At 59.7% G+C, this 16,881-nt stretch carries 13 protein-coding genes; 11 read left to right on the top strand and 2 right to left on the bottom strand.

What is annotated here, in order from left to right; genetic code table 11:
* The first annotated feature begins 38 nt into the window (after positions 1–38).
* The 5 genes from leuD to F757_RS0106745 all read left to right on the top strand — a co-directional run bounded on the left by leuD (position 39) and on the right by F757_RS0106745 (position 7,755).
* Positions 39–692: a 3-isopropylmalate dehydratase small subunit gene (gene leuD, locus F757_RS33095; protein ID WP_035466437.1), complete on the top strand. Its 654-nt coding sequence runs from the start codon at positions 39–41 to the stop codon at positions 690–692.
* Between the two features lie 269 nt (positions 693–961).
* A complete protein-coding gene (locus F757_RS0106725; protein WP_027210738.1) occupies positions 962–2,275 on the top strand; it encodes an MFS transporter in 1,314 nt (437 codons plus the stop codon).
* Positions 2,276–2,942: 667 nt separating this feature from the next.
* Positions 2,943–5,264, top strand: coding sequence for an alkaline phosphatase family protein (locus F757_RS0106735; RefSeq protein ID WP_027210739.1), 2,322 nt, complete (start codon positions 2,943–2,945; stop codon positions 5,262–5,264).
* 195 nt (positions 5,265–5,459) lie between these two features.
* Positions 5,460–6,929, top strand: a complete 1,470-nt coding sequence (locus F757_RS0106740) for a cytochrome-c peroxidase (RefSeq protein ID WP_027210740.1) — start codon at positions 5,460–5,462, stop codon at positions 6,927–6,929.
* A 154-nt stretch (positions 6,930–7,083) separates the two neighbouring features.
* Positions 7,084–7,755: a hypothetical protein gene (locus F757_RS0106745; RefSeq protein ID WP_027210741.1), complete on the top strand. Its 672-nt coding sequence runs from the start codon at positions 7,084–7,086 to the stop codon at positions 7,753–7,755.
* 36 nt (positions 7,756–7,791) lie between these two features.
* Here F757_RS0106745 and F757_RS0106750 read toward each other — a convergent pair whose 3' ends face one another.
* A complete protein-coding gene (locus F757_RS0106750; protein WP_027210742.1) occupies positions 7,792–8,697 on the bottom strand; it encodes a 2OG-Fe(II) oxygenase in 906 nt (301 codons plus the stop codon).
* A gap of 381 nt (positions 8,698–9,078) precedes the next feature.
* On the bottom strand, positions 9,079–10,026 hold the full coding sequence (locus F757_RS34550) for a phosphodiester glycosidase family protein (RefSeq protein ID WP_084530754.1): 948 nt from the start codon (positions 10,024–10,026) through the stop codon (positions 9,079–9,081).
* 367 nt (positions 10,027–10,393) lie between these two features.
* Between F757_RS34550 and trpC the strand changes: the two genes are divergently transcribed.
* From trpC to F757_RS0106780, 6 genes are all read left to right on the top strand, one after another.
* Complete coding sequence (gene trpC, locus F757_RS0106760) at positions 10,394–11,185, top strand: indole-3-glycerol phosphate synthase TrpC (protein ID WP_027210744.1); 792 nt, start codon at positions 10,394–10,396, stop codon at positions 11,183–11,185.
* Between the two features lie 335 nt (positions 11,186–11,520).
* Positions 11,521–11,790, top strand: a complete 270-nt coding sequence (locus F757_RS33105; protein ID WP_027210745.1) for a hypothetical protein — start codon at positions 11,521–11,523, stop codon at positions 11,788–11,790.
* Between the two features lie 876 nt (positions 11,791–12,666).
* Positions 12,667–13,536, top strand: a complete 870-nt coding sequence (locus tag F757_RS0106770) for an intradiol ring-cleavage dioxygenase (protein WP_027210746.1) — start codon at positions 12,667–12,669, stop codon at positions 13,534–13,536.
* A gap of 468 nt (positions 13,537–14,004) precedes the next feature.
* Positions 14,005–14,388, top strand: coding sequence for a DUF3331 domain-containing protein (locus F757_RS36990; protein ID WP_084530765.1), 384 nt, complete (start codon positions 14,005–14,007; stop codon positions 14,386–14,388).
* A gap of 860 nt (positions 14,389–15,248) precedes the next feature.
* Positions 15,249–16,079: a methyltransferase domain-containing protein gene (locus tag F757_RS34555; protein ID WP_198021358.1), complete on the top strand. Its 831-nt coding sequence runs from the start codon at positions 15,249–15,251 to the stop codon at positions 16,077–16,079.
* A gap of 123 nt (positions 16,080–16,202) precedes the next feature.
* A complete protein-coding gene (locus F757_RS0106780) occupies positions 16,203–16,760 on the top strand; it encodes an RNA polymerase sigma factor (protein ID WP_027210747.1) in 558 nt (185 codons plus the stop codon).
* Positions 16,761–16,881: the final 121 nt, after the last annotated feature.

Below are 16,881 nucleotides of genomic sequence, written 5' to 3' on the forward strand. Positions count from 1 at the left end.
GTGGCAGGCGCCGCGGTCTTGAACAGGCATACAGCATCATGGACAAATTCACCGTACACACCGGCCTCGTCGCACCGCTCGATCGTGAAAACGTCGACACCGACGCGATCATTCCGAAGCAGTTTCTGAAGTCGATCGAGCGCACCGGTTTTGGCCTCAACGCTTTCGACGAATCGCGCTACCTGGACCAGGGCGAACTGGGCAAAGACAACTCGAAGCGCCCACTGAACCCAGACTTCGTGCTGAACCAGCAACGCTATCAAGGCGCGTCGATCTTGCTGACCCGTCGAAATTTCGGCTGCGGCAGTTCGCGCGAGCACGCACCCTGGGCATTACATCAGTATGGCTTTCGTGCACTGATTGCGCCCAGCTTCGCCGATATTTTCTATAACAACTGCCTGAAGAACGGCGTGCTGCCAGTTGTCCTGAGCGAAGCGCAGGTCGATCGCCTGTTCAACGATGTCAACGCGTTCATCGGTTTTCAGCTAACCATCGACCTGGAGAGGCAAGTGGTGTGCGGCATCGACGGCGGCAGCGAGTACCCGTTCGAAGTAGATGCATTTCGTAAATATTGTCTTCTGCATGGCTTTGACGACATCGGTTTGACGCTGCGCCAATCGGACCGGATTCGCCAGTTCGAGTCTGGTCGGCTCGCAGAGCAACCGTGGCTCGATCTCCGGCTGGCGCGGTAAGGCGTCCGGTTTGCGCCGCGCCTCGTTTGCGGCGCCGCTGCCTTGCGCATTGCACCAGGGGCGCGGGCGCTGTCCACGCAGTTGCTCGCGTCAGTTTGACCTGTGTGATGGGGTCCGCGAATTTCTATTGTTACCGCATTTCTGACGCAACCATTTACCCCTTCCGTGTCCTTTTATCTTGAGCAAACGCGGAAGATCCGACGGCCGGCTACTAATACGCAGATCACTTGCCGGCGGCGCAATGAAGCACATTGGAGAGAGACACGCAGATGGGCACGAACACGACAACGACTGTGAAGAGCATGGCACGAAAGCGCTGGTTCATCATCTTGCCAGCGGTCTTTGTGATGTACATGATCTCGTTCTTCGACCGAGTGAATGTCGGCATGGCACTGCCGTACATCGCCAAAGAGTTCGCGCTGAACCCTGTGCAATCGGGGTGGATCGGCGCCGCTTTCGCCTGGGGATATATCGTGACCCAACTGCTCGCCGGCTATCTGGCACTCCGGCTGGGTCCGCGACGGCTAATCGGAATCTGTCTGGTGCTGTTTGGCGGCCTATCGATGCTGACGGGTTTTGCCCGCAACTTTCAGGAGCTGCTTGCTGTCCGCTTTGCGCTGGGTCTTTCGGAAGGTCCGATCTACGCGGCTTCGGCGATGTTGCTGGCTCAGTGGTTCATCAAGTCGGAAAGAGGCCGCGCCTTCGGCATCTCGAACCTCAGCGTCGCTGCAGGCGGGTTCCTCGCCGGACCTATTTCCGCTTTGGTTCTCGCTCATCATGACTGGCGTGTCATGATGATTGTCGAAGGGCTTCCGGCGTGGATATTCTGTCTTGTATGGTTTTATGCGATCCCCCGCGGTCTCGGCGCTGCGCGATGGTTATCGAATGCCGATCGCCAAACTATTGAATATCACATTGCCGACGAACAGGCAGTGCACAAGGACAGGAACGTGGACTCATGGCTCACGATCTTCAAGGAACCTTTTGTCTGGATGCTGGTGCTCGGGTTTGCTTGCAGTCAGATCATTCTCTACGGCCTGACACTCTGGCTTCCCACCATATTCAAGGCTAACGATCGTATCAGCAGCATGATGGTGGGTGTGCTGTCCGGCGCACCGTTTATCCTGTCGATGCTTGGCATTTACTACATTACGGACCGGTCGGACAAACATAATCAGGAACGCCGCTGGCACGCTGCAGTACCCATGGCCGTATCGGGCATTTTGCTGATCTGCCTCGCGCTGACTCCGACGCGCCTTCTGTACACCCAGATCGCGTTGATACTCGCAGTCGGCTTCGTGCTGAAGATGCCCACGCCGCTCATCTCGTCGTACCTGACAGAAGTACTGCCGCTGCGAAAGGCGGTGCCTGCCGTGGGCCTGGTTATTGGCGGCGGAAGTTTCCTTGGTCAGTTGTTGGGCCCGTTGCTTGTCGGATACACGAAGTCCATTTCAACTAACTTTGGACCTTCGTTTATCGCGCTTGGCGTTATCGGAGTTTGCGGCGCTTTGATCCTGCTCGCGGCCCGCGGCGGCGGCAAATCCGGGTTGACGTTTCGTTCCGCGGAGTTGACCAGGCAATAGGGCTGAAGCTTAGTCTGCCTAACCATCGTGTGACGCCAACCGTCACGATTGCACAGGCCAATCCGTTCGCTCGTCGACCCGGCAGACAGTGGGGCGCGACAAATGCGCCTCAGTGTGTATGCCGCGAAAGACCGCGACAGTCCGGCCCAGGCCGATACACAAGGCGCTGTTCTCTCAACCGGATCGAAGACCCGCACGCTTCGATCCGAGCTATTTCCCTGCTACGAGAATGTAAGTCGGGAAACTTACGAATTATGTATTCAAACATTACTGTCTGATAACGGCGCTGCAAGAAGGTTTTCACCCTGTCTTCAGTCCGGCCTGTAGAGCCCTCATCAGACTCTTCCATTAATGATATGAACCTATCGAATTTTGTGCATTATCACAGCATCAGCGGCAAGGCGAACACGACGAAGAGCAATATGCAATCCGTCTGCATGAAGGTGGCTTGGGCGTAATGTCTGATGGCATTTAGCACCAACAGAAGCCGACATATAGTTAGGATAACGTTTCATTGAAATAGAAACGAAAGAATAAAAGTTATCAAAAGTTACTTTGTTTCACAGAACGTTAATCTCGCCGCCCGACAATTCGACCCCGCCACTAGCACGTTCAGAGTTCGCAAGAGCATAAGAAGTAGCAACGCAACTACCCCAGGGGCTCCCACATGTCGGTCATTACTAAACCTCGCAATACGCTTCTTCTAACCTCAATCGCGTCAGCGTGCATGCTGACCGCCTGCGGCGGCAGCGACAACAATGGTTCGTCGTCGTCCGTCGGCAGTGCACAGCCGCAGCAGACGCTAGCCGGCGTCGTTGTAGCCGCGGCCTACGTTCCGGGCAACACGACCGGCAATCCGACCATCAAGGCTGGTTATTACAGCGGCGCTACGGTGTGCTTCGACTCAAACGGCGATGGCGCGTGCGATTCGGAAACAGCTACGACGGACGCCAATGGCCATTTCACGCTGAAAACCACCGGCACCGGCCAGTTGATCGCCGACATCAGCACCAAGGCTAAAAACACCGCAAACGGCCAGACCGTCGCCAGCCACATGATTCTGCGGGCGTCCGCCGCCCAGATCGCCGACCAGGGCGCGACTAACGTCGTCATCAGCCCCATGTCAAGCGAAGTTCAGCGTCTGGTCGAAGCCAACGGCACCAGCTACGCGACCGAGAAGAACAACCTGGCCACGCGCATGAGCGTGCCGGCACTGGGTGCGTCGTCGGTGGCAGTAACCGCATCTACCGTGCTCGGCGACCTGAACGCTATGTCGGGCGCAGCGCAGCAGTCGATGCTGTTCGAAGACAACCAGTTGGCGAACCGCTACACGTACGCGACGACCAAGTTCGACCGCCACGACCTGTACCCGGATAACCTCGCTGTGCCGGGCGGCGATCCGTCGCTAGTCGGTCTCGCTAACGTAAGCACGGCCACCGCCGTGGCGCCGGCCCAGCAGCAAACGCCGATTACGTTCGCGCAGTCGCAGCAGGCCGCATTCAACATCGAAGGGATTCCGCGCTACGACAACATCTTCATCGTGATGCTCGAGAACAAGAGTACGAACACGATTCTCGGCTCACAGTTCGCCCCGAACATCAACGCTCTGCTGGCGGCCAACAACAACTTCCCCACGTACTACGCGACCGGCAACCCGAGCGAGCCGAACTACACGGCACTCGGTGGCGCAGACGACTGGGGTATCACCGACGATAGCTGGTGGGGTTGCGGCGCGGGCGCGCCGGGCAGCGGCGCAAACGGTGCTCCGACGGACGCCGCGTTCGCCGGGGGCACCGCCTCGGATGGCGCACCGCTCGTCGCGACGGGCACTACACCGCCGCTCGACAGCGCACATCTTTCGAGCTTCGGCAGTCAAAGCTGCGCCGTCGGTTCGGTTGCGGTACACAACGTGAAGGCGCCGAGCCTGTTCACGATGATTTCGCAAGCCGGTATGAACTGGCGCACGTACAGCGAATCGATGAACCCGGGTCAGGATCCGCGCTCGGACAGCATTGCCGATTCCGCGGTGTCCGACACCTTTACTGGCCCCGGCGCGGTGGGCACGCCGTCCGCGGTTCCGGGCGGTCTGTACAAGACGAAGCACCACCCGGGCATGGCCTATCAGACCACGCGCGATCTACCGGAGTTCTACGCGGATAATCGCACGCTGTTCGGCACGCAATACACGGCCGCTGACTGGGCGAAGTCCACGGCCTACCCGATCCCGGCCGGCTGGAACTACGATCAGTTCAGCACCGACCTTGCAAGCGGCGATGTGGGTAACATCAACTTCATCATGCCGGACCAGTGCGACGACATGCACAGCGTTGGTAGCGATGCCTCGTGCAAGGGCACCAACATCATCCAGCGTGGTGACGCATACGTTAAGCTGCTCGTCGACAAGATCCAGGCATCGCCGCTCTGGGCGAATCGCCAGCGCAAGGTGGCGATAGTCGTGATGTTCGACGAAGGCGGCGGCACCAGCACCTCATGCTGCGGCTGGAATCCGACGTCCGGTAGTAGCGCTCAGCCGCTACAGCAGAACGCGGACGGCAGCTTCTCGCCGGTTGCGGCATCGCTGCTCAAGTACGGCAACGGCAACCACGGTCACGGCAACTCGATCTTTGGTGTCCTGACAAACCAGCAGACCGCGGCTCAGGGTATTACGGACAGCGATTCGTACAGCCACTTCTCGCTGGTGCGTACGCTCCAGGACATGTTCCAGATCGCCGATCCGATGCGTCCTGCCACATACCTCGCCCGTGCGAAGTACACGGAATTGTTCATCGCGCAGAACATCCTCAACCTGCCTGAATTCGCCAGCAGCGCGGACACGCACTTCGATTCCGTTCGCCCGATGAATCACGCCTACACCATTCCGGCGGCGTACAAGCAGCGCCTTAATCCCGGTGACGTGAGCGGCACTTCGCTCGCTACCGCGCAGGTGGGTCCGGACGCGAAGCAGACCAACGTGTGGACGCAGAAGTAAGCAAAGCGGACGGCAGCGGGAGGCGCAATTCGGCTTCCCGCTGCCGATATGCATTCGTTCGTTAATACCAGTTGATGCATGGCAGGCCACGTGTTGCGCGGCCTGCCAGTTGCATTGTGTGACGTGCCACCTGCGTTCGCTCTCCGATACGTTGAGAACGGAGTCGTCTGAAGAGCGAACCCGCAAGGAATCGATATGCGCAAGCTTTATCTCGGCGTGCTTACGGGTGCGCTCTTATTAATCCTGGCGGGCTGTGGCGGCGGCAGCGGGGATTCGCCCCAGGCCTCGTCGAGCGAACCACTCGGCTCCAGCCCGGACGCGACCCAGCAAGTGAAGCTGAGCGCGGCCGCTCAGGTCGGCAAGCAACTGTTCTTCGACCAGAATCTGTCGGGTGGCAAGAACATGGCATGTGCGACGTGCCACAACCCCCAATTCGCGTACGGGCCGCCCAACAGCCTGTCCGTTCAGCTCGGCTCGGATCCCTCGGTGAGCGGCCAGCGCGCGGCGCCTTCTCTGCGGTACAAATCCATGACGCCGCCGTACGACGACATCGCTGCCAACCCGGACGGCGTCACGCAAAACGCGCCGGGCGGCGGCTTCATGTGGGACGGCCGCGCCACTACGCTCGCGACGCAGGCGTCGCTGCCGCTCCTCAATCCGCTCGAAATGAATAATTCGTCTGCGGCGAACGTGGTGCACGCCGTGCAGAGCGCGTCCTATGCGCCGCTGTTCCAGCAGGCGTTTGGTGCAGGCGTGTTCTCGAATACGGATGCCGCGTTTACCGACATCGGACTGGCACTGCAGGCGTTCCAGCAAGAAGACCCGAGCTTCCAGCCGTACTCGAGCAAGTTCGACCTGTATCTGGGGAACAAGATTGGCGGCACGCTGACTGCGGCAGAACTGCGCGGACTTGCGCTCTTTAACAATACCGACAACGGCGCAGGGTGCGCAGCCTGCCACTTCGGGGGCGCGAACTTCAACGGCTCGGTCGCGTTGATGACCGACTTCACGTATCAGGCAATTGGCGCGCCGCGCAACGACGCGCAGATTCCCGGTAATCCAAACCCGATTCCAAGCAACGCGAATAGCGCGTACTACGACATGGGCCTGTGCGGTCCGCTCGCGACCATTCACCCGCCCGGCACCGCAAACAGCGGCGGCGGTGCGGACCAGTTTACCGGCGTCAATGTTCCAGACCCGTACTGCGGCCGTTTCAAGGTGCCGACGCTACGCAACGTCTCGACGCGCACTGCGTTCTTCCATAACGGCGTCTTCCACTCGCTCGTGCAGGTACTGAATTTCTACAACACGCGCGATACGAACCCAGAGTACTGGTATCCGAGCACAGGTGGCGACACCAGCCAGATGGTTCAGAATCCGTCGTTTGCGCTGTTCCCGCAGGCAGCCTCGGGTGCCACGGCCGCACGTTTCAACGATCTGCCCGCGCAATTCCAGGGCAATATCGACGAAGAACTGCCGCTCGGCCAAGGGCAGACCGATGCGGGCGGCACGACCGCGGCGGACGGCGCGCTGCCGCGCCCGGTTCACTCGGCGCCGCAAATGACGCCGCAGGACATTGCCGACGTCATTTGCTTCCTGAACACGCTGACGGACGGCTATCAACCGCCCGCTACGCCGCCGACGAGCGGTGCCTGCGTCAACTAACGACGAACGGCGCAGGGCCTGGCTCACGGCCGGCCAAGCGCCGCATGTCGACCCATCTATTCGCATGTATCGCCACGCGTAACCGGTCCATAAAGCCGGCCCATCGCAACTCGATAACTTATCCAGACGTTAATCAACCAGAGCAACATAGACCATGACACGACGTTCCACTGCCGCCCGCCTTGCTCTTGGCGCGCTGTCCCTGATTGCGCTTACCTTGTTCGCCGGCTGCCATGACAAGAGTCAGGACGCCAATCGCGAGAATTTCACCGCCGCCGTCAAAGGTTTCCTCGAGCACCACGGCCATCTGTGCCTCGCCAAGTACGATTGGCCGATCTACGTGACGCCCGACGATCGCGCCAACGGTACGCGCGACGCGATTCAGATGCCGGTGCTCGAAAAACTCGGCCTCGTGGCAGGCAAGGACATGCAGGTTGAACGTGTCGACGCGGACGGCAAGAAGATTACCTCCATGGCGCGGCAGTATCAGTTGACGCCAGAAGGTCAGAAGTACTATCTGCACATTCCCGAAGTGGTCGCTACCGCCGTGTCACGCGTGACGCATCCGGCCGACTTCTGCGCGGCGACCCTGACGCTCGACAAGGTGGTGGGCTGGGAAAAACCCATCCAACTGAACGGCAAGACGGTGACCTCGGTGGTGTACACGTACAAGATCGATCCCGCGCCGTGGGCGAAAAATGCCGACGCGCAGCGCGTATTTCCGATGATCAAGCGTGTAGTCGAAGGCGCAGGCACGATGCAATTGCGCGAAGGCGTGTACCTCACGGCGCACGGCTGGGTCGCCGACGAGGTATTCCAGCGGTGAAGGCAGGGCGGCTTGATGCCGCCCACCCGCAGGCGTTTATGGGTTGTCACGGGCGTTGTCGCGCGGCACGAAGCGGCGCGTACGAATCCATTTCGTGGCAACCCACTTTTCGCCCGCGCGTAAGGGCGTGCTCGCATGCAGCGAGCTCGGATCGGACAGCCCGGACCTGTTGCCGTATTCGAAGTAGAGGGCATCGCCGCGTCGCGGCGTCACCGACCAGCCGAGATGCGGGAAGACCGTTTCTCCGCCGCCGCCATCGACGTCATTCAGATACATCAGCAGTGTGCCCATGCGTTGTCCGCTGCGAGCGACTGACTCGATGTTCGACGCATTGTTGGCGACCAGGTAGTCCACGTGCGGCGTCGATTCCGTGCCGGCTTCGTAATGCAACAACTGCAGACCTTCGCCATGCTCGACCGGCAGCCCCGTAAGTTCGGCGATACGCGCTTCGAGGCGCGAGATCAGCGGCGTTTCGCCGAGACGAAAGAACATGCCGTGGCTGCTGCGATGACCGGCCACTACCTGACGGCCGGTCACCGGATCGACTACCGTCGAGCGGTCCAGACGAGGTCGCGCGAGTGCGATCAACTGTTCGCATTCGTTCGCACTCAGAAAACCGGCCAGTTGCACCGCGGCCGGCCGCTGCATGCGCGCGATCACGCGCGCCGTGCGCTCGCCGAGCGGAATCAGCGTGCCGTCCGGAATACGCAGCGGCTCCGGCTGATACGTTAGCGGCGTTGCGCCGATCACTATCGTCTCGCCGGGCAATGGTGCGCCGTACATGAACGCAGACGACACCGCATCGACCATGGCCGAGGCAAGCTCGACAGGATTGTTTCGGCCGACCAGTTCTTGCACGATCGCCGACGGCACCACGCCGCGCGTCAGATTGTGTGCGATCCAGTCGCGTACTTCGGCAGGAAAACTGACTGTAATCGACATTGTAAATATCGCAGATAAAGCTGGACGGATTGGGAGAACAACAATGGTCCTCCATGATAACGATTCTCCGCTGCGTTAGCGAATCGAAAAATAGCCAATTCACGTTGGTTCACGGAATCACGAGATGTGAAGAAAGCTCCTGTTTTTTTAACGTCATAGATGTCATTTTTTTGACACTAAGGAGTGCATAAATGTCCACGCTGAAGAACACGCTACGCACCCTACCTGGGCCGTTTGTGCTGCCAGTACGTTTTTATCACCCAGAACACCGTCTACAAGGGTCCGAATAACGCCGCGCTCGATCGAGCGTGAGCCCTCGCGAATCGACGCGCTAACCGTCGGGCGCGTCGGTGCGTCGTGTATCCGCCATCTTCAAAGGTGCTAGAACGGCGACCCGGGCAAGTCCGGCAGCTTCAACGCATGTACGCCGATTGCGGCCGCATCGAGCCGTTCTGCACCGCCGCTTGGCGTGTTGACGATGAAAGGCACTCCTCCATGCTGAGCGCTCACGAGTTCGGTCGACCCGCCGCCATCAAGGTTGATTGCATCATCCGCGCCGATCGCCTTCATCAATTGCGCTGACTGCGCGTTGGTCGTGCCCGCTGAGTAGCCCGCCACACGCCCATCGATCACCGTCAAATAGAGAAACCGCCCTTGATTCGAGAGGCCCACCAGCGTCCGTGGATTCGGATTCAGCGGATCACCTTCGTTGGGGCTTTGGGCGCTGACGTCCTGGCCGTTCTTGAGCAGAATCGCGGAGCCGGCGACTGCCGTGTCGATAAGCTTCAGGTCCTGCGCCGAAATCTGCGGTGCTTCTGCGATGTATGCGCGGCCTTGTCGCGTGATCGCGAGCACCGCTTCGCTTTGCGTCGGATCATTGGTCAATGGACTCACGACCTGCCCGTGTGACACCAACAGGCCGATGACCGTCTTCGGCTCGGGTGTAGCGGCGCAGCAAGGTGCGAAGAAGTTCGCGTTGATTGCGAGGCGTGCGCCAGTGCGGGCGGCAAACTGCGAAATTGTCTCTGAAGTCGTCATCAGGGGGCCGCTATGTGCGGTTGTCTCGACGCTCACGCCTGGCGCACGCAAATCGACGCGCATCACATACGCGCGGCTGATGGTGGGCTTGCCCCCAGCCGTCGCCGGATTCGACGGCACGGTTGCTGTTTCGGTATCGACGCCGATATACAAAGGCGTGTAGCCGCTCTGCGTAATCTGTGTCGTGGGATCTGGCAACCCGGCTTGCGCGCTTGGTGACGCCAGAGCGATGACTGCCGCAGCGGCAGCGATCATTTTGTTGGTGGGCGGGGCAGGGAAGGGCGTACGCATGATGTTGTTTATCTCCGTTGACGGCGGTGACGAAGCTGTCACGTGTTGCCGTGCGCAGACCTTAGAGACACGATATGACCAGCACGTGATTTCTTTTTTTCATTGTGCTTTCGAGGATCGGCCGCAGCTTCATGCATTGCGAAAAAAATGCGAAAAAATCACACTGTGACGTCTATGTCTCGTGCTCCACGGGGGAATGCCGACAGCCCCTATGCACCGCATGCCTTGCTTCGTTGCAGGCGCAAAGAAACACAAACTTCCGGGAATATTCGTCTGGGAAGCGTGTTCTAAGGGCGAGTACTCCCGAAGCACGCACGTTTTTCAACTACCGTGGCATTCAGTGCCATGCAAGACCAGCAAATCAAATATGTCCGATGTTTTGAAGAAAATCCTTGCCGCCAAGCGCGAAGAAATCGTCGCGAACCAGGCGTCGAAGCCCGTAGAAGTGCTGCAGCGTGAGGGTGCAGCTCAGCCGGTGCGCGACTTTGTCGGCGCACTGCGCGAGAAGCACGCGAGCGGCTTGCCCGCGGTGATAGCAGAAGCTAAGAAGGCTAGTCCATCGAAAGGCCTGATTCGCGATCCGTTCGAACCGGCGCAGATCTCCGCGTCCTACCAGAAGCATGGCGCGGCATGCATGTCGGTGCTGACCGATCGACTATTCTTCCGGGGGACCGCCGCCGACCTGACTGCCGCGCGTAACGCCTGCGTCCTGCCGGTGTTGCGTAAGGACTTCACGGTTGACCCGTATCAAATCTACGAAGCCCGCGCGATGGGAGCCGATTGCATCCTGCTGATTGCAACTGAGCTCGATCCGGCGCAGATGCGTGACTTCGAGGCTCTTGCGCATTCTCTGAAAATGGCAGTGCTGGTAGAAGTGCATTCGCGCGAAGAACTCGACACGGCTCTGACCCTGACCACACCTCTAATCGGCATAAACAACCGTAACTTGCGCACATTCGAAGTCGATCTCCAAACGACACTGGACATGCTCGACGACATTCCGGACGACCGCATTGTTGTCACCGAGTCGGGCATTCTTCGCACCAGCGACGTCGAGCGGATGCGCGGCGCTGGCGTCGACACGTTCCTCGTCGGCGAGGCGTTCATGCGCGCGCCAGACCCTGGCGCGGAACTGGAACGGCTCTTCTTCGCGGCCTGACCGCGGTTGCGTGCTGCATCGCACATAGGCCGTGGAACGCGCTTCCTCGCGGCGGGGGAGCAAGGCAGACAACGCGAGCCGCACGGCGTCGGACCATTCGAAGTTCAAGCTGCCGAACGCGCATGCCAGTGATGCCTGAAATCGTCGGCGTCGTTTCGAGGTGTGCGTACGGATGCTCAAGTAGCTTGCCTTCGGCGGGCGCGGATACGCCTCTATCGGCGGCCTGGCCCGGCCACGGTGGCCTTGGCCCCGCGGAGCATAGCCGCGTCAGGCGCATTCCTTGCTCATCGTACGCACTGACTGACCACGCTGTACCGACATTTCGGAGGACAAACATGGCTCACGTAGAGCAGTTCAAGGACGACCTGGAAAACAACGCGGATGGCCTCATTGGGGGAGGCCGTGGCGATTTCATGGAGGCACTCGGGGAAGCTGTGTATGAGCACATGGCTGACGAACAGGCAGACGGCATCATTGCAGCGTACCTGACGCTGCAGGAGGTGCTGGATGAGAACGTCGGCAACCTCGACGATGAGGCCGATGAGGCGATCGATAACGCCACCAGCAAGTTCCGTGAGACGGTCGGCAAGATCCTGAGGATGTAATTGCTGTGCGCATGGGAAGCCCGCCAGCCACCCGCGGGCTACTGCAATGCCACACGTCAGCCTTAACTCGCCCATGACTGGCTGCCGGGCGGAATTTGCGCGGTAGTCCCATTAGCTCGCCGCCAGTTACTGGCGCGGTGGACAGTGGTAGACCGGCAGAAAATCAGGGGGACCGTCGCATCGTCGATGGATACCCGCAGCGGGCACGCCGGCGCGTGCCCCTTGAACCAGCGGTGAGCACTGCCGTCCAGCTGGATCAGTTTGCCCGGGCATGCGCCGCGTGCCCGCCGCTGGTGGATCTTTGGCGGACGCTGCTGGCGCGGGATTCAGCGCCCGGCCTCACGCCGGGTTTCGGATAGTCAATTATCTACCTCCAATCAACTGTCGAACGGGCCATGCGCGAGCAAGTCGTTGTCCCGGCCCGGCCGCAAACGTTCTCCCGATGCTCGCCGCCCCAAAACGCGCCAGACGGAGCCGGCGAAGACCGCGTGCCGGAGCGCTCTGCGTCCACGATGAGTGGTCTTGGGCAAGCGAAGCCTGTGAATCGTACGCCTTAAGTAGATCTCTAGGCGCGCATTGGTAAGACGAAGCCAGCGCAAATAGTTCGGCTGTTCAGCGATTCCTGTGGAACGCGCTGCGGGTCATGCGCAGATGATTCCGGGAAAAGGGCGTCTGGCTGGAACAGTTCAGTGAAGCCGCTTTTCATCTTTGCGGTGACCTTCTGGAATAACACCTGATCCCAAGTGTTCTACGTGGTGAGGCGTCGTTGCCTGCCTGGCAATACCTTCTTACTGCCACCAGCACCACGGAAATGGGCCGGTCAAAATCCCGTCAGCAGTCCGGTTCGCGACCCGGTCGCCATAAACGAACTCACGAATGCGAAATCTCGACGAAAACACCGTTACAGAAGCCGTTATTGCCAGTCACCAGAATGCCCCAGACGAAAGGCTCAAAGCTATCGTCTCCAGTCTTGTCCGGCATCTTCACGCATTTGCAAGGGAAACCGGCCTGACAGAACGAGAATGGGAGGCTGGAATCCGCTTTTTAACCGACGTCGGTCACGTTACCAACGAGCAGCGTCAGGAGTTCGTTCTTCTGTCCGACGCTCTAGGGCTTTCCGCGCTTGTCACAGCGATGGCACATCGCAAGCCAGATGGCTGCACCGAAGCCACCGTCCTTGGACCTTTTTTCGTTGACAACGCACCGGCCTATCGGAACGGCGACGATATTGCCAATGGTGCTGCTGGCGAGCCCTGTTTCGTTTCTGGTCATGTTCGTGGCCCCGAAGGCGAACCGATAGCAGGCGCGCGTATTGAAATATGGCAAGCGGACGCCGATGGGCTTTATGACGTTCAGCGATTGAACGACGCACAGCAACGCGCGCGAGGCGTGTTGCACAGCATGCCGGATGGACGCTATTTCTTCCGCTCGATCGTGCCCACGCCGTACCCGATCCCACACGACGGTCCGGTGGGACTCATGCTCTCTGCGCTAGGGCGTCACCCCTGGCGTCCCGCTCACTTGCACTTCATGGTCACAGCGCCCGGGTACGAACGGCTTGTCACCCATGTGTTTAGGGAAGGCGACCCTTATCTTGACGGCGATGCGGTGTTCGGCGTCCGATCCTCGCTAGTCGTGCCTTGGACCCGTCACATGCGAGGTCGATCGCCCGACGGCAACATGATGAGCGATCCGTTCACCACGGTCAGCTTTGATCTTGTCCTTAGCCGACGACTCCTTTCGTGACAACTGCGCCCGCGTAACGGCGGCTGACGCAGTGGAGCTAGAGGATGGCGGCGGGGGCAGGTTCTATGAACGGTAAGCAGATTGATCGTTTTCTATGCCCCTGAACTGCGGGACTAAAACTGATCTGGGCAATTGATCGCGTTACGGTACGCGCTGGTCGCCTGGTGCTTATCTCGCGAGCGGTGGTGCATGCAGGCGACAGCTAATCCCCTGGCTTGCCAGTGGACGGCGGCCCCCCGGCGCGCATCCAGGCACTTGGATGACAGCCCTGTGGCACACAGCGCAAACGCAGCACCTCCAGATCTGTCGACGTGTGAGCAGGACAAAATGAGTAATGTCGCGAATGATTGCATTGGCGCCGCTCGACCGGAAGCCTTGCCCGAAGAGGGCGATACCTATCCAGGCAACTACCCGGCGGCTATTGCGGCTCCAGGAGATTTCTACTTCCGTGCTTTGGTTGAGGTGCTGATGCCCCATCCATTCGCAGAGAAACTGGCGCCGACGGGCGGATTCGGTCCAGGAAGGAAGAGTCGGCTTTCGCCACGGCTGCGAGCCAATGCGCGGGCGCAGGCTTACGTAAAAAACCCTGAGAGGCTCGTGTCAAACATGGAGCGACTTACAACAAGGACGCTCAGCGTGTCGTGGAGCGACCCGTGCTCCGGCAGGTACGCTGACCAACTATGGCGGCTAGGCGTCGCGCGGGACGATGGGTTATGTATTTCTAGCGGTCTGCACGTTAGACGCGGAGACTCGGTGTTTCTGCCCCCCACGTCAGTGAGATCGCACCCGGCGAACTTTGTACGCATGATTCTCGAGTCACAGGCGCCCTGCTATTCCAGCAGTGCGTCATGACAGAAGCCCGAGCCAGGTAGATGGTTATTCCGTTGAGCCTACCCGACGAATGGTGTTTATCACCGGGCTCGATGAACAATGTTTAGTGCAGACTTCAAGTTCGAGGTAAGCACTTAGGGCTATCAGTTCACCGCACTCCGGTCCTGCTGCCGACAGCCTCGGCCAGCTCACCTCACTAATCGACGCTTCGCGACGCACTTCGATCTGAGTCACAGCCAGGCGGGCATTCGTTGTCTCCAGCAGGAGAGGAGCGTACCGCGGCGGCGCCTCCGATGGTCGGGCTACGCTGCAACACATCAGCAGCAGGGTACCTTTCGTTTCAGGCTGCCTATCGATGGTGCAGACGATCAGCGCTCTGATGGGGGCCAACGCGATTGCATGAGCGGCAGGCGGGACCATGGAAGCATCTTCGTATCGCTGGCGCGTACGACATCCAGGGACATCATCTTGCGATCCGGGCTTACACCATTGACCCGCAGCGACCGTGCTCGATTTGGAAAGGCAATTTCGCGAATTGCGGATACACAACGTTGTTCATCGAACTACACTGACGCGCTGCCATCGCGGCTGGCAGTTCCGCGGAGAAACGATCGGATACGACCGGTGGCTGCGCCGATTAGCCCGGTCTCGCTATTGTCCGATTCGTTGTATCGGCATTTGCTCGTGCCCGGGAATTGGTGCGCCACATAACGACAGCCTGCTAGATGAGTAGCAAACCGCTCGCGCAAGGAACAGCACACGCCGAAGTTGTTCGTGCGCTATGCGGATGCAAATCTTCAGGGACGATTCATCGCAAGGGAGGTAGAACGTATGAGCTTCTCCCGCTTCACTCACGGTCCATTATGGTGTCACAGAAACAGTTGAAAGGCCCGGACGTCTTTGCCCGAACGTTCGAGGCAGATGAGAAATCACTGTCAGCCATTGCTGCACGGCTGGAGGCCCGCGCAAAGCACTGCTTTTTTCAGCAGGTGGTTGACGAATATGTCAACGCACTGAAACTTAACGGTCATGAATCGGTTCTCGACCTTGGCTGCGGGACGGGAGCCATCGCCCGGATGATCGCGAAGCGCGACACCTTCAGCGGACGGGTCACGGCAATTGACATCAGTCGTTACCTTATAGAGACCGGGAAGCGGTTGGCATCGGAGGAAGGACTGGCCGACAGGATAGATTTCCTGACCGGCGACGCTCATTCAATCATCGAACTGCAGGGTCATTATGATGTGTTGATCATGCATACTTTGGTAAGTCATGTTGTCGACCCAGCAACCGTTTTGCAGGAGGCGCGGCGACTCCTTCGGCCCGAGGGCAGGATCGTGGTATTTGACGGTGACTTCGATTCCCTCACGTACGCGACCGACGCGCCTGACGGAGGCGCCGGGACTGACCGGCTGCAAGCGCTGGCGGGCCACACTCAAGGCCGCGTGATGCGGGCAATGCCGAGGCTTCTGTCAGATCAGGGATTCAGCCTGGAATGGTCAAGAGCGTATGTTGCCGCCGACATCGGACGTGCCGATTTCTGGTCCTCGACTCTCCCCGCGTTACGCATTCTGCTGCCGAGTGCTGGAGTGATGTCGGAACGTGAGGCCAGTGACTACGTCGACAAGTTGCAAAGAGCATCGTCGAGCAATACGTTCTTTGCATCCTGCAACTTCTACACGATGATAGCGCGCCGCATGCACACGGGCTAAGAATGCTTGCACGAATGGCTGCGGGACATGAGTCAGAGAGGTGGCAGTTGGCAGCCGTCCGTCCGCCAGCAGCCATCCGCCGCATTTGAGTGCCCTGTAACTTTCGCTTTCAACTGGTCAATCATGTCAAAAGCAGATTTTGAGAATCTGCCCAGTTTGCTGCCAGGCATGCTGCCGCGGTTGTGGGCGTTCGCTCTGCGCCTGTGCGGGAATCAGCACGACGCCGAGCATTTACTCCAGCGAGCCTGCGTGCGAGGACTCGAGCGTGCGGGCCAACTGCAGCCAGGTACGTCGCCCCTTAGCTGGATGTTTTCTATCGCGCACTCCACGTGGATTGACGAAGTGCGCTCCCGTCAAGTGCGCAGGCGTTGCAGCGAGGAATGGGACGACATCTTGCTCGCCACTGCGGCGGACCCCGGCGCGCGCAATCCTCACGTGGCCGTGCTGGGCGGCCAGGTCATCGCGGCCGTCGAGCGACTGCCCGAGGCACAGCGAATCGTCATGCTGCTGGTGGCTGTGGAGGGGCTGAGTTATGCGGAAGCGGCCGAAACGCTAGGCGTGCCGATCGGCACGATCATGAGCCGACTCTCTCGTGCGCGGCAAAAGATCGGCGCCCAGTTCAGCAAGCGGTTGGCTCCGACGGCGCGTTCTGACAGCGCGAGCCAAGGAGCGGGGCGTTAAATGTGGCGGTCATTCTGCTGGCGGTAGGCTGAAAGAGAGCTATGAAGCGACGACGATGTGAAAATCAGGCGAGCACCGACTACGCCGGGGGCACGGGTGAGATCAGATCTGACTCGAAGGG

It is taken from the genome of Burkholderia sp. WSM2232, assembly GCF_000472545.1.
Taxonomy (GTDB): Bacteria; Pseudomonadota; Gammaproteobacteria; order Burkholderiales; family Burkholderiaceae; genus Paraburkholderia.